Source organism: Tessaracoccus zhenghani (assembly GCF_054552775.1).
In genome coordinates this window covers 1963329-1977004 of sequence record NZ_CM137275.1, presented here as the reverse complement: position 1 = coordinate 1977004, position 13676 = coordinate 1963329, and the positions used below count along the sequence as shown (strand labels likewise).

The 13676-nt window shown below is 69.3% G+C and carries 14 protein-coding genes; 8 read left to right on the top strand and 6 right to left on the bottom strand.

What is annotated here, in order from left to right:
* Positions 1–118: 118 nt before the first annotated feature.
* From ACX1DX_RS09410 to ACX1DX_RS09400, 3 genes are all read left to right on the top strand, one after another.
* Positions 119–2503, top strand: coding sequence for an alpha-amylase family glycosyl hydrolase (locus tag ACX1DX_RS09410; protein WP_459396388.1), 2385 nt, complete (start codon positions 119–121; stop codon positions 2501–2503).
* Between the two features lie 50 nt (positions 2504–2553).
* Entirely contained in the window at positions 2554–3528 is a 975-nt protein-coding gene (locus ACX1DX_RS09405; RefSeq protein ID WP_459396387.1) for a diacylglycerol/lipid kinase family protein, read from the top strand.
* Positions 3529–3602: 74 nt separating this feature from the next.
* Positions 3603–4196 carry a DUF4126 domain-containing protein gene (locus ACX1DX_RS09400; protein ID WP_076062872.1) on the top strand — a complete coding sequence of 198 codons (594 nt, stop codon included), beginning with the start codon at positions 3603–3605 and terminating at the stop codon, positions 4194–4196.
* On the opposite strand, the gene ACX1DX_RS09395 is transcribed toward ACX1DX_RS09400, so the two are convergent.
* Positions 4193–4783 (bottom strand): netrin-like domain-containing protein, encoded by a 591-nt coding sequence (locus tag ACX1DX_RS09395; protein WP_459396386.1) that lies wholly within the window; start codon positions 4781–4783, stop codon positions 4193–4195. The two genes, ACX1DX_RS09400 and ACX1DX_RS09395, sit on opposite strands and share 4 nt — an antisense overlap.
* A 125-nt stretch (positions 4784–4908) precedes the next feature.
* Here ACX1DX_RS09395 and ACX1DX_RS09390 point away from each other — a divergent pair, with 125 nt between their 5' ends.
* On the top strand, positions 4909–5265 hold the full coding sequence (locus ACX1DX_RS09390; protein WP_459396385.1) for an ArsC/Spx/MgsR family protein: 357 nt from the start codon (positions 4909–4911) through the stop codon (positions 5263–5265).
* A gap of 15 nt (positions 5266–5280) precedes the next feature.
* On the opposite strand, the gene ald is transcribed toward ACX1DX_RS09390, so the two are convergent.
* Positions 5281–6402, bottom strand: a complete 1122-nt coding sequence (gene ald, locus ACX1DX_RS09385) for an alanine dehydrogenase (protein WP_459396384.1) — start codon at positions 6400–6402, stop codon at positions 5281–5283.
* 262 nt (positions 6403–6664) lie between these two features.
* On the opposite strand from ald, the gene ACX1DX_RS09380 reads away from it, so the two are divergent.
* Positions 6665–7507: a transglycosylase family protein gene (locus tag ACX1DX_RS09380; RefSeq protein WP_459396383.1), complete on the top strand. Its 843-nt coding sequence runs from the start codon at positions 6665–6667 to the stop codon at positions 7505–7507.
* A gap of 73 nt (positions 7508–7580) precedes the next feature.
* The gene (locus ACX1DX_RS09375; protein WP_459396382.1) at positions 7581–8819 is read left to right on the top strand and encodes an L-lactate MFS transporter; all 1239 of its coding nucleotides are present in this window, start codon (positions 7581–7583) and stop codon (positions 8817–8819) included.
* Here ACX1DX_RS09375 and ACX1DX_RS09370 read toward each other — a convergent pair.
* Complete coding sequence (locus ACX1DX_RS09370; RefSeq protein WP_459396381.1) at positions 8771–9376, bottom strand: HAD family hydrolase; 606 nt, start codon at positions 9374–9376, stop codon at positions 8771–8773. The genes ACX1DX_RS09375 and ACX1DX_RS09370 overlap by 49 nt on opposite strands.
* Positions 9377–9398: 22 nt before the next feature.
* Here ACX1DX_RS09370 and ACX1DX_RS09365 point away from each other — a divergent pair, with 22 nt between their 5' ends.
* Positions 9399–9740, top strand: a complete 342-nt coding sequence (locus tag ACX1DX_RS09365) for a YnfA family protein (protein WP_076062854.1) — start codon at positions 9399–9401, stop codon at positions 9738–9740.
* 6 nt (positions 9741–9746) lie between these two features.
* On the opposite strand, the gene ACX1DX_RS09360 is transcribed toward ACX1DX_RS09365, so the two are convergent.
* Together ACX1DX_RS09360 and ACX1DX_RS09355 are read right to left on the bottom strand one after the other, a co-directional pair.
* Positions 9747–10628, bottom strand: coding sequence for an iron-sulfur binding domain-containing protein (locus tag ACX1DX_RS09360; protein ID WP_459396380.1), 882 nt, complete (start codon positions 10626–10628; stop codon positions 9747–9749).
* Between the two features lie 53 nt (positions 10629–10681).
* The gene (locus ACX1DX_RS09355) at positions 10682–11224 is read right to left on the bottom strand and encodes a DUF6553 family protein (RefSeq protein ID WP_459396379.1); all 543 of its coding nucleotides are present in this window, start codon (positions 11222–11224) and stop codon (positions 10682–10684) included.
* A gap of 69 nt (positions 11225–11293) precedes the next feature.
* On the opposite strand from ACX1DX_RS09355, the gene ACX1DX_RS09350 reads away from it, so the two are divergent.
* Positions 11294–11812, top strand: a complete 519-nt coding sequence (locus tag ACX1DX_RS09350) for a hypothetical protein (RefSeq protein ID WP_076062847.1) — start codon at positions 11294–11296, stop codon at positions 11810–11812.
* Between the two features lie 23 nt (positions 11813–11835).
* Here ACX1DX_RS09350 and dnaB read toward each other — a convergent pair whose 3' ends face one another.
* Entirely contained in the window at positions 11836–13197 is a 1362-nt protein-coding gene (gene dnaB, locus ACX1DX_RS09345) for a replicative DNA helicase (protein WP_076062844.1), read from the bottom strand.
* Between the last annotated feature and the right edge of the window lie 479 nt (positions 13198–13676).

Sequence of the window (13676 nt, the reverse complement as noted above, 5' to 3'; positions counted from 1 at the left end):
CTCGGAGTGCCCGTCCGAGGAGAATTCTCATGGTGTGGGGTGGCGCCGCCGGGGTACGGCCTGCCGCAGGATGAGGCGTGTTTTACCGGGCGGCCCCAGTGTTTGCCACAATCGAGGGATGATCATCGCACTCGACGAACCCGGCTGGCCCACCGCGGACTGGCCGCTCGGAGCAAGCCCTTCGGCGGAAGGCATCACGTTCGCCGTCCACGCCCCGGCCGCCACCCGCGTCCAACTGGAGATCTATCCGGAGGCGCTGGGCGCCGACGCGTCCCACACCTTCCTCCCCGCCAAGGGGCCGGACGGGATCTGGCGCGCCAACATCCAGGGCCTGCCGCTCGGGGCCCTGTACGGCTATCGGGTCTGGGGCCGCAACTGGCCCTACGTCGACACCTGGGAGCCCGGCACGGAGGAGGGCTTCGAGGCGGACATGGACGAGGACGGCAACCGGTTCAACCCGAACAAGGTGCTGTTCGACCCCTATGCGCGCGAGATCAGCCACAACGTCTTCTCCGACAGCATCCTCGAGCACGGCAACGATGAGGTGTTCGGCACCGGCCCGGTGGAGGTGGACCCCACCCCGGCGGCTGAGGACGTCGAGCCCGAGGAACCGCTGCCCACGCGGCGCTCGGTCGACACCGCCCGCCAGGCCCCGAAGGGCATCGTGATCACCGATTACACGCCCATCGCCGAGAAGCCGCGCCTGCCCGCCGAGAAGTCGTCCATCTACGAGGTCTCGGTGCCGCAGCTCACCGGGCACCCGTCCGTCTGCCGCCTGGGCGAACTGCTGAAGGACGAGCCCGGCTACGAAGGCGTCGAGAGCATCCCCGACGAGTTCCGCGGCACCTACAAGGGCGCCGGCATGATGGCGCCCTACCTGAAGGCGCTGGGCTTCACCACCGTCGAACTGCTCCCGCTGCAGCAGACCAACGCGTCGGAATCCGCCCGCCGCGGCTATACCAATGCCTGGGGCTACATGACCCTGAGCTACTTCGCGCCCCACCGCGGCTACTCGTCGGACCAGAGCTACGGCGGCCCCACGCGCGAGTTCAAGGAGATGGTGTCGGCCTTCCACTCCGTCGGCATGGAGGTCTACCTCGACGTCGTCTACAACCACACGGCCGAGGGCGGCAACTGGGACGGCGACGTCAACAGCACCGGCTTCACCTCGCTGGGCGGCTTCGCCACGGCCGACTATTACCAGATGACCGCCGATTTCGTGCTGGTCGACGGCGCCACCGGCACCTCCAACCAGCTCAACTTCTCGTCGGACGCCGCCTGCAGGCTGGTGCTGGACTCGCTGCGCTACTGGACCACGGACATGGGCGTCGACGGGTTCCGCTTCGACCTTGCCACCGTGCTGGGCCGCAAACCGGACGAGGCGCACCCGGAGGACTGGGCCAACCAGAAGCGGTTCTTCACGGACCACCCGCTGCTGGTCGCCATCGCGGACTTCGCCGCCAGTGAGCACATCGAGGTTATCGCCGAGGCGTGGGACCTGTGGGGCTACGAGGTGGGCAACTTCCCGCGCGGCTGGGGCGAATGGAACGGCCGGTACCGCGACGCGGTGCGCCGCTTCAGCAAGGGCGACGCCAACATGCGTGACTTCCTCGACATGATGAACGGCGACTACCACCACTTCCACGACTCGGGCGGCGCGCAGAAGTCCATCAACTTCGTCGACGCGCACGACGGCTTCAACATGGTGGACCTCGTCAGCTACCAGGAGAAGAACAACGACCAGCCATACCCGTTCGGGCCCTCCGACGGCGGCTCCGACAACAACCTGTCCTGGGATTCGGGTGGCTCCCAGGCGCTGCGCCGCCAGCGGGTGCGCAACCTGTGGACCATCCTGTTCTTCTCCCGCGGCGTGCCGATGGTGGTGGCCGGCGACGAGTTCGGCCGCACCCAGAACGGCAACAACAACCCCTGGGAGCTCGACTCGCTGGCCATGCTGAACAACTACGCCATGATCCCGACGGCGGCGCCCCACCTCGTCGACGTCGAGGCAGGCGTCGACGCGGCCTACCACGACAACTTCGGGCGCTTCGACAACCAGGACGATGCCAACTCGCTGTTCCGGTTCGCCACCTTCATCGCCAACCTCCGGCAGCGCCACGAGTCGCTGCAGCAGACCCACTGGGGCGACCTCATCCCCGACAACAGGGACGTCAGTTACCTGTTCTCCACGCCGACGGGCGACGGTTACCCGGAGGAGGGCCACCGGGCCGTGGCGGTGCGCATCAACAACCCCGGCGACGACTTCTGGGTGCTGATCAACATGGCCGAGCACCCGATCGACTTCACGTTGCCGATGCCCGCCGAGGGGTGCGTCCTGCGCCGCCTCATCGACACCGCGTCATGGGCCGAGCCCGCGCACAACTACTGGCAGGAGGGCGAGGGCATGATCGTGGACGGGGCCACCACGGTGGAGCCCTGGGCCATCGTGGTGCTTCAGGAGGGCGTCCTCGAGCCCCGCGACGTGCCGGTGTGGGAGGACTGAGGCCGTGGCCGATCGACCCCAGCCGCCCCGGGAAGGGCCACACTAGGGACATGAGCACTCTCGCCGTGATCTTCAACCCCACCAAGATCGACCGCGCCGACCTCGAGGCGGTTGTCGAGCCGGCGCGCGCCGAAGCGGGCTGGGGGGAGGTCCTCTGGCTGGAGACCGAGGAGGACGACCCCGGGGTCGGGATGGCGCGGGAGGCCGTCGAGAAGGGCGTCGACGTGGTGCTCGGCGTGGGGGGCGACGGCACCATCCGTTGCGTCGCCGAGGGGCTGCGCGACAGCGGGGTCCCGCTGGCGCTCGCGCCGCAGGGCACGGGCAACCTGCTCGCCCGCAACCTGGACCTCACCCTCGACAACCTGCCGGAGTCCGTCGACGCGGCCTTCAACGGAAAGCCCCGCAAGGTGGACCTCGGCATCGCCCGCTGGGTCCGCCCCAACGGCGACGAGGAGGAACGCGTTTTCCTCGTGGCCGCGGGGGTGGGGCTGGATGCGCAGATCATGTCGACCACCGACGAGAAGCTGAAGAAGCGCGTGGGCATGCTCGCGTACGTCAAGGCAGGCGTCGAGGCGCTGTTCCGCAACCATCGCATGCGGCTCACCTACCGGCTCGACGAATCCGAACCCGAGCGCGCCCGCCTGCACACCATCCTGATCGGCAACTGCGGCTCCATCGGCGGCAACGTGCTGCTGCTGCCGGACGCGGCCGTCGACGACGGTGTGCTGGACGTGGTCGGCGTCTTCCCCCGCGGCGTCTTCGGCTGGCCCAGGGTGGCCTGGAAGGTGCTGGTGGACAACGCCATCCTGCACCGCACCCGCAGCGAATTCGTCCGCAAGCAGCGCGACCGCAGCCGCGAGCTGAACTACCAGCAGTGCCGCGAGATCGAGATCACCTTCCACCGGCCGGAGGAGATCGAACTCGACGGCGACCACTTCGGGGAGATCAGGTCGCTGCTGGTGCAGGTGGAGGACGGTGGGTTGCTCGTCCAGATGCCGGCAGGCTGGACCCCCGCAGAGGACTGAACCGGCCCCCATTCCCCCCTGATCCGGGCCTGCAGGCCTGTTGCTGACCGTGCCCGCGCCGCATACTTCAACGCATGGAACTGCTGCCAATGACCTTCGCCTCGGGCTGGGCCTCGGGCATCAACGCGTATGCCACGGTGTTCATCCTCGGCATCCTCGGGCGCTTCCTGAACACCGGCGGCGTCCCTGAGGGTTTCCAGCGCACCGACGTCCTGATCGTCATGGGCATCCTCGCGCTGGTGGAACTGGTCGCCGACAAGGTGCCGGTCATCGATTCGGTCTGGGACGTGCCCTCCACCGTCATCCGCCCGGTGGCGGGCGCGGTGATCGGCGCCCTGATCGCGGGCGCCAACGGCGACCTCCTCACCATCTCGCTCGCCGCCGTCGGCGGCGTCACCGCACTGCTCAGCCACCTCTCGAAGGCGGGGATCCGGCTGGCCGTCAACAGCTCACCGGAGCCGGTCTCGAACGTGACGGCCTCGGTCGCCGGCGACATCGGGGTGGTCGGCGTCACCACCCTCGCCGTGCTGTTCCCCGTCCTGGCGGCGGTCGTCGCCGCGGTCCTGCTGGCCCTGATGATCTGGCTCGCGTTGGCGATGATGGCCAGGATCCGACGCGGGTGGCGCTGGCTCAAGCAGCGTTGGACCGCACCGCCGGCGGCCGTCTAGTCGGATCGACGGCGGCGCACCCAACCGAGCACGACCAGCGCCAGCAACGCGACCGCTGCCACCCCCAGCGCCGTGTAGAGGACCTCCGGGCTGCCGTTGTCGGGGCCGGGGGAGGGCGCAGTCGAGGAGTCGGCCGACGGGGTGAGCACCCTCGGCTCGCCCTTCGCGGTGGTCAGTTCCGCCGCCATGGCGTCGTTCATGGGGCCGGTGCCGTCGCAGAGGTCCGAGCGCCACACGCCGTTGTCGTCGCGGGAGAACAGCGCGATGGTCATGCCCTCGGAGAGGCCCTCCAGGCCGCAGCTCGCGCCGCTGACCGGGGAGAGGACGGCCACCTGCGGGGCCTCCGGGCCCTTCCACAAGCGGGTGAGTTCGACGGTGTAGGTCGCGTCGTCCATGGAGCTCTGCGGGTTCTCGGGCCGGTCCACGCCCACCACGATGCCCTCGGCGACGAGATCCGCGCTCTCGGCGTGTTCGGTGACCGACTGCGCCACGCAACTGCACGCGGCGGCGCGCGGGGCCTGCTGCCAGCTCACGACGCCGATCCCGGCGAGCAGCAGCAGCACCATCAGCATTGACCGTGTCCTCATCCCCCAAGTCTGGCGCCGTGGGCTCCGGCCGGACCGGTGCCGCGGGCAACAGCAACCGGATTGTTATCCCGGGGCTTGTCACGGGCGGGCGGTAGGTTGGCGGTGACCAGAGAGAAGGGGCGACCATGTCAGAGCTGACCATCCTCCACAACCCGCGCTGCTCCACGTCGCGCGCCGCGCTCGAGGCGGCAGAGGCCTCGCCGTTCGCGCTCACCGTGCGCAACTACGTCAAGGTGCCGCTCACCGAGGATGAGTGGCTCGACGTGATCGCCAAGCTCGACGCCCACCCCACAGACCTGGTCCGCCGCGACGCCAACTTCAACCGCAGCACTCTGTCCGACGACGACGTCCGCACCGCTGAGCAGGTGGCCAAGGTGCTCGCCGAGCACCCGGAAATGGCGCAACGCCCGGTGCTGATCCGCGGCGACCGCGCGATCATCGGGCGCCCCAAGGCCACCGTCGCGCCGTTCCTCGCGGACTGAGCCGGCTGCCGGCGGTCACGCTTCAGCGATGACGTCCTCGACGGCGGCCCAGTCGCGGTTGAAGGCCTCGGCCACCGGCTGCGACGTGAGCTGCCCGGCGTGCGTCGCCAGGCCCTTCGCCAGCGCTGCGTCGAGCCGCATGGCTTCGCGCCAGCCGTGCTCGGCGATCCGCTCCACGTTGGGCAGCGTCGCGTTGGTCAGCGCCCAGGTGGAGGTGTTGGGCACCATCGCGGGCATGTTGGCCACGCAGTAGAAGGTGGAGCCGTGCACCTGGTACGTGGGGTCGTCGTGCGTGGTGGGCCGGCTGTCCTCGAAGCAGCCGCCCTGGTCGATGGACACGTCCACCAGCACGGAGCCCGGCTTCATGGTGGCCACCATCTCGTTGGTGACCAGGCGCGGCGTCCGGCCGCCCGGGATGAGGACGGTGCCGATCACCAGGTCGGCCTGCGCCAGGTGCTCGCGGATGGCCATGTCGGACGAGCGGAGGCCGTGCACCCGGTTGTTCCAGCGCCAGTAGGCCTGACGCAGCTTGTCGATGTCGGTGTCGAGTACGGTCACGTCCGCGTTCATGCCCAGGGCGGTGTTGACGGCGTTCTGGCCGGCGGTGCCGCCGCCGAGCACCAGCACCCTCGCGTTGGGCACGCCCGCCACGCCGCCCATCAGCACGCCGCGGCCGCCCTGCGTCTTCATCAGGTGGTACGCGCCCATCTGGGGGGCGAGGCACCCCGCCACCTCGCTCATGGGATAGAGCAGGGGGAGCAGGCCGTTGGGCTGCTGCACCGTCTCGTAGGCGATCGACGTGGCGCCGGAGCCGAGCAGGGCGTCGACCAGAGGTTCGTCCGCCGCCAGGTGGAGGTAGGTGAAGACGGTGAGGCCCTCGCGCAGGTGACGGTACTCCGCGGCGACGGGCTCCTTCACCTTGAGGACGAGCTCGGCGTCACCCCAGACGCGGTCCACGTCCGCCACTACCGAGGCGCCGGCGTCGCGATACGAGTCGTCGGTGAAGCTGGAGCCCACTCCGGCCCCTGCCTCGACGACGACCTGGTGCCCGCTATGGGTGAGTTCCTGGACGCCGACGGGGGTGATGGCGACCCGGTTCTCGTTGTTCTTGACCTCGCGGGGGACGCTGATGCGCATAGGGGATTCCTTCCGGTATCCGCTCAGGCTAGCCGCCGGTCTGTGGGGGCGTGGCCGATGGCGGGCAGCTGCCGGAGGGGGGCGGAATTTCGCATCGGTGAACGAGGGCTGAGAGTTCTCAGTCGGTGTCGCGGCGCCCCGGGGTAAACACGCTTGTCGGGGTGACCGATCGCCTCGAACCTGAAGGTAATCCTGAGAAATTCTTTGGAAAAGGGCCCGCGGGGTGTTAACGTCATCCCGCTACTTCGAAAGGACCCCCTCCATGCTGAAGCGCCTCCTAGCCGCAGCCTCCGCGGCCGTCGTCGGTCTCGGGCTGGCCCTCGTGGCCCCGCAGACCGCGCAGGCCGTCGAGACGAACATGTACACGACGCCGGGCAATCACCTTGTCAACGGCCGGTACTGGAAGACCTCCTGCGACAAGTACTCAGACACCGTCGTGCGGTGCCGCACCGAGATCTGGACCACCAAGGTGGCCACGGTCCAGGGCCAGCACGTCCTGCACAACGGGTGGGTGTTCAACAACCTCACCTACCTCCCCTCCGGCCGTGACCAGTGGGTGGGCAACCCCCTGGCCGCCGGAGGCAAGCCCGGTGGCACCCGCACCTGGACGGCCACGGACGGCCGCCAGTGGCGCACCGAGTGCGACACCGCCGCCACCGGCCGCAACGGCTGCCGCACCTACGCGCTGACCTCCGTGGTAGCCCACGACGACGGCGCGTTCGTCACCGAAAACCAGTGGCAGTTCAACAACATCATCCAGTTCGCCACCACCGGTACCCCCGCCGTGACGACCATCCCGGCCGCGGCCCCGCCGCTGGCCGGGGTCCCCGTCGAGACCGCCCCGCAGCTGCCGGCCAACCAGCGCATCGACCTGAGCCGCGCCGCGACGTGGGACCGGATCGCCCGGTGCGAGTCCGGCGGCCGCTGGAACATCAACACCGGCAACGGCTACTACGGCGGCCTGCAGTTCAACCTGCAGACCTGGCGCTCGGTCAACGGCGGCGACTTCGCTGCCTACCCGCACCAGGCCACCCGCGAGGAGCAGATCACCGTGGCCAACCGCCTCTACGCGCAGCGCGGCTTCCAGCCGTGGAGCTGTGCCTGATTCCCCCTCCCTGAAGTAGCTGACGAACCCCCGGGCGCAATGCCCGGGGGTTCGTTGCTTAGACTGACCCATCGTGCGTACGAAGTGGGCAGCCCTAGTCGGCGGTGTGTTGGTTCAGTTGGTCATCGGCGGCGTGTACGCCTGGAGTCTGTTCGGGCGCGCCCTGCAGGCGCCGGAGGCGATGGCCCTGAGTCACGTGCAGGCCTCCGTCCCGTTCGAGACGGCCATCGGCATGATCTTCGTCGGCGCCTCCATCGGCGGGCGCCTGCAGGACCGCAGCAGCCCCCGCACCGTCGCCATCATCGGCATGGTCATCTACGGGCTGGGCGTCCTGCTGGCCTCCCTTGCCACGGCCCCCGGCCACTTCTGGCTGCTGGTGCTGGGCTACGGCGTCATCGGCGGCTTCGGCCTGGGCATGGCCTACATCGTGCCGGTCGCGCTTCTGCAGAAGTGGTTCCCGGACCACACCGCGCTGGTCACCGGCCTCGCCGTCGGCGGTTTCGGTTTCGGCGCGACCGTCACGTCGCCGTTCGCGCAGTGGCTCGTCGCGATGACGCCCGACACGCCGGCGCTTGCCTTCCGCTGGCTGGGCATCGCCTACCTGGTGCTGGGCCTCATCGGCGCCGCGCTGCTGGTGTCGCCGGTTGTCGCGGCCGGTCCGAAGAAGGTGGTCGAGGGCGACCTCACCGCGCCCCAGGCCCTGCGCACGCCCCAGTGGTACCTGCTCACCGGCATCCTGATGCTCGCCGTGATGGCGGGCATCTCCCTGATCTCGATGATGGCCAGCGCCGCCGTCGACGTGGGCGGGTTCACCCCGGCGGCGGCCGCGGGCATCGTCGGCGTGCTGGCGCTGTTCAACGGTGGCGGCCGGGTGGCCTGGGCCGCCGTCGCGGAGAAGCTGGGTCGCCTGCCGATGCTGGCCACGATCCTGGCCCTCGAGGGAGTGGCGCTGATCCTGCTGCCGCACGCCCAAGGCTTCTGGTTCCTGGCGCTCGCCGCCGTGGTGTACCTCTGCTACGGCGGGGCGTTCGGCGTGCTGCCGTCCACGGCCGGACAGTTCTTCGGGTTGAGCCACGCCGGCGCCATCTACGGGCTGATGCTGGTGGGCTGGTCGGGCGGCGGAGTGCTCGGGCCGCTGCTGGCGGCAGGCCTGGTCGGCGATGCCGGCTCCTACACCCTGGCGTTCTCCGTGATGGGCGCCCTCGCAGTGGTGGCCGTGGCGTTGCCGCTGGTCACGCGCCCGGTGCGCCGCGCCCCTGCGGATCAGGCCGAGAGCACCCCCAGCGTGGTGAGCCAGGCGCGCGTGTCGTGATCGTCCACCCACTGGTGGGCCTGCCAGCCCACCGATAGGGCGCCGTCGACGTTGGCCTGCTTGTCGTCGATGAAGGCGATCTCGCCGGGTGCCAGCCCGAGGTCGCTGGTCACGCGCTCGTAGATGGCAGGCTGCGGCTTGACCGCCCCCAGGCTGGCGGAGACGTAGAGGTGGTCCACGTCGGCGCGCCAGACCGCCCCGTCGGCTGCCAACTGCATGGCGTGCGGTGAGTTGGACAGCACGGCCACGGTCACCCCGGCCTGCCTGCAGTCGCGGAGGAGTTGCCACGCTGCCGGGCGGAGGTTGGCCCAGATGTCGGCGTCGAGGTGCGCGATCTCGGCGATGAGGTCGGCGTCGTGGACATCGTGCCCGACGGCCGTGAGCAGCGGGCCCCAGTAGTCGCCGTCCGGGGCGCCGGCGTCATACTCTGCCCGACCCGTCCAGTAGTGCTCCTTGAGGAGTTCGGGGGTGGTGCCGACCTGCCCTGCCAGCATGGGCAGGAGCGACGGCGGCGAGGAGAGGACCTCCCCCAGGTCGAAGACGACGGCCTTGATCATGGCTCCAGCCTAGGCTGTGCGGATGCTGCCGTTTCGTTCCATCGCCCTCTTCGTCGTCGCCGCGGTCCTTGAGATCGGCGGCGCCTGGCTGGTGTGGCAGGGGTTGCGCGAGCACCGCGGCTGGTTGTGGATCGGTGGCGGGGTGATCGCGCTCGGCCTGTACGGCATGGTGGCCACCCTGCAACCGGACGCCAACTTCGGGCGGATCCTCGCGGCCTACGGGGGCGTGTTCGTCGCCGGGTCGCTGGCGTGGGGGATGGTGGTGGACGGCTTCCGCCCGGACCGGTGGGACGTGATCGGGGCGCTGTTCTGCCTAGTCGGGGTGGCCGTGATCATGTACGCGCCCCGCTCGCTGGGGAACTAGCGGCCATCAACGGGGGAGGGTGAGGCCCTCGTCGAGGCTCTCGGCCAGGCCGTCCTGGACCAGCGAGGTCATGCAGCGGCTGAGTTGCTCCGCGTCGGGCCAGTTGAGGTCGGCGACGAGGACGGGTGCGTGGGCCGAGCGGAGGGCGGCCATGATGCGGCCGCGGCACTGGCGGTCCGTGCCCTCCCACGCCTGGCCGACGCGCGGCGGGCCTTCCCAGGCCGGCTGGCCGAGCGCGAGCCAGGAGCAGTGCCCGGCCACGGGGCAGCGGCCGCACTGCGGGTTGCGGGCGATGCAGACGGTGGCGCCCAGTTCCATGGCCGCGGCGGACCAGGTGGCCGCCTCCGCGTCGCCCTCCGGGACGAAGACCCAGGCGCGGCGTCGCTCCGCCGCGGTCTCTGTGCGGGCCGGATGCTCCACCCCGCCGTCGAGGCGGGCGAGGACCCGCCGCACGTTCACGTCCAGCACCAGGGACCGGCGGCCGAACGCGAAGGCCATCACCGCTGCCGCCGTGTAGCTGCCCACCCCCGGGAGTTCGAGCAGGGCGTCCTCGCTCTGGGGGAGCTCGCCGTCGTGCCGCTCCACCACAGCGCGGGACGCCTCCTGGAGGCGCAGCGCGCGGCGCGGGTAGCCGAGCCGACCCCAGGCGCGGAGGACGTCCGCCGTGGGCGCCGCGGCAAGCGCGGCGGGCGTCGGCCAGCGCCCCACCCATGCCAGCCAGGGCCCCTCCACCCTGGCCGCGGGCGTCTGCTGCAGCATGATCTCGCTGACGAGGACGCCCCACGGAGACACCCCAGGCTCACGCCACGGCAGCGGCCGCGCGTTGGCCGCGTACCAGGCGCTGAGCAGGTGCCGGAGCTCTGAAATATGGAGGGAGATATCTGCCACATCATCGCCATATGGGCCGATGTGGCCGGATTCTCCCTCCGAATGCTGGGTCCTCACGCCTCGAGGAGGGGGGTGATCGTGTCCACCAGTTCCGGATGGTCGGCGAGGGCCTCCCTCAGCTCGCGTGGACCGTGCGGCGCGAGGCCGGCGAGGAAGCCGCTCACCAACAGGGGGACGTAGCGTTCACCGAGCCGGGCCTCGAGGATGAGGTCTGCCGTGCGGAGCACTTCGTGGGCGGCCTTGTCGCGGACCTGCGTGCCGGAGAGCCTGCGCATCTTCAGCAGGGTGGAGGTGTAGGACGCGTCCTCCAGCGCGGAAGCGAAATAGACCCGTGCCGCATCTGCCAACTCGGCGTCGACGGCATCGCGCCCAACCTCCTGGATCGCCCTGCGCAGGTCCTGGCCCGCTTCGAACTTCACCACCTGGCGCTTCACGTTGTGCAGGCTGGGCCGCATCTGCTGGGCCTCGACGATCATGCCCAGCCAGAGGCCGACGAACAGGTCGCCCGTGCGGCGCTTCCCGTAGCGGGCCAGCGCGACGGCGGGGTGCATGTCATCGGGGTCTGTGAGGTGGTACTCGGTGAGCAGCGCGGCCATGGGGCAACGGTACCCGCCGGGCCAGGGGCGAGGGTTGATTACCGTCGCGGCAAGGCGTCCAATGGGAGGATGGAGAGCCTCCCACTGCTGCGCACCCCGATCCGCTCGATCGTGGTCGACGACTCCGCCTGCGACGTCAACGACCTGGCGGTCTGTGGAGGGGTGCAGGTCACCGTGCCGGCCACCGGGAGTTGGGCCGAGCTGGTCGACCGGGCCGTCGGCTCCGACTGGACGGGGATCGAGGCGCTGGCAGGTCTCCCGGGCACCGTCGCAGACGTGGTGCGCCGCAACGCCACCGCGCACGGGCAGCAGGCGGCCGACACCGTGATGTCCGTGCGCACCTGGGACCTCGAGGCCGACGCCCAGCGCACTTTCGCCGCCGTCGACTGTGGCTTCACCGACGGGAGCTCCCGGTTCCAGGAGGAACTCGCGGCTGGCTCCCCGCGCTACGAGATCCTCGACGTGAGCTTCCTGTTCCGCCAGGGCGACCTCACCCGGGCGGGCGCAGAAGTTGCTGCCCTGCTCAATGTGGGGCTGGGCGAGCGGGTGCCGCTGCGCACCGTCGCAGACGCCGTCACCGCGTCCTGAGCCGGCTCGGCGCCGGCCAGGGATCACATGGGGGCGTTGGTGAACCGGCTGTAGTGGCCCTGGAAGAGCGCGTCGATCTTGCCCGTCTCGCCGTTTCGGTGCTTCGGGATGTGGAAGGCCGCCAGCCCGCGCTCCTCGTCGGAGGGGTTCTGGGAGTACATCTCCGGGCGGTGCAGCATCAACACGATGTCGGCGTCCTGCTCCAGCGAGCCTGATTCACGCAGGTCTGACAGCTGCGGGATGCCGTCCTTGCGCTGCTCGGTGTTACGTGAGAGCTGCGACAGAGCGATGACCGGGATCTCGAGCTCTTTGGCCAACAGCTTGATCTGGCGGGAGAACTCCGACACCTCCAACTGACGCGACTCCACCTTCTTGCCGGAGCTCATCAGCTGGATGTAGTCGATGGCGAGCAGCTGCAGGTCGTGGCGCTGCTTCAGGCGGCGGGCCTTCGCGCGGATCTCCATCATGGTGAGGTTGGGGGAGTCGTCGATGAAGAAGTTCTTCTCCGCGAGGATGGCCGACTTGTCCGTGACCCGCTGCCAGTCGTTCTCGTCCATCTTGCCGCCGCGGATACGCCCCAGGGGTACCGACGCCTCGGCGGAGAGCACCTTCATCACGATTTCCGTGCGGCTCATTTCGAGCGAGAAGAACGCGGCGGGGAGGTTGTGGTGGATGGCGGCCGAGCGGCACACGTCGAGCGCGAACGTCGACTTGCCGACGCCCGGGCGCGCGGCCACGATGATCATCTGGCCGCCGTGCAGGCCGTTGGTGATGCGGTCCAGTTCTGTGAAGCCGGTGGGGACGCCGGAGAGCGCGTCGCCGCTGTTGGCGATGGCCTCCATCTCATCGAACGTGGGCTCCAGCAGTTCCCGGAGCGACTTGTAGTCTTCGGAGGAGTTGCGGTCCGTCACCTCGAAGAGCGTCTGCTGGGCCTCGTCGACGATCTTGTCCACTTCGCCCTGGCCGCCGTAGCCCAGCTGCGCGATGCGGATAGAGGCGTTGACCAACCGACGCAACACGGCCTTGTCGCGGACGATCTCCGCGTAGTAGGGCGCGTTCGCGGCGATGGAGACGCTGGAGAGCAGGTCGTGCAGGTAGACGGCTCCGCCCACCTTGGCAAGGAGCCCGGTCTTGCCGAGCTCCCCGGCCACAGTGATGGGGTCTGCCGGCTCGCCGCGGCCGTAGAGGCTGATGATGGCGTCGTAGATGGACTCGTGGTTGGGGCGGTAGAAGTCTGTGCCGCGCAGCACCTCGACGACGTCTGAGATGGCATCCTTCGACATCATCATCGCGCCCAGCACGCTCTGCTCAGCGGCGAGATCCTGCGGAGGCGTGCGGTCGAGCTCGCGGTCATCGAAGACCGCCGTTGTTGCATGCGCCGTCATCAGCTCACCCCCTTCCAGTTCCGTTGCTTAGGCTAAGGCACCCCTCCGACGGTTCCTGCTCAGACCTGCCCCCAGCGTGTGGAGGGGCCTGTGGACAGCCTGTGGATGACTGTGGATAACCGGCGGGCGCTGAGTCCCAGGGGTGTGGACGAATCTGTGTGCTGAGCGTGAATCCACCGTTATCAAATCGTTATATTGACGATGGTCGGCCAGCCTCTGGCAATTTGTCCACAAAGAGACGCGCTCTGCCCGTCATCCGCTCGTCCTCTCGTCACCCGTGCTGTGGGGCCACAGTGGAAGCGATGTCGCAAATGTGTGTTGGCAAGGTGGTTTGTACGATTCAGCCCCGTTTTCCATCCCGAGGGGCCAGCGTGGTATATGGGGGCCGGGTTCACCTGTCGTGCATCTTCAGGGCGCTAGTTATCCACAGCACCTGTGGGTTCATTGTGGATATGTGGGGGATCGCGCGTCGATCCGAG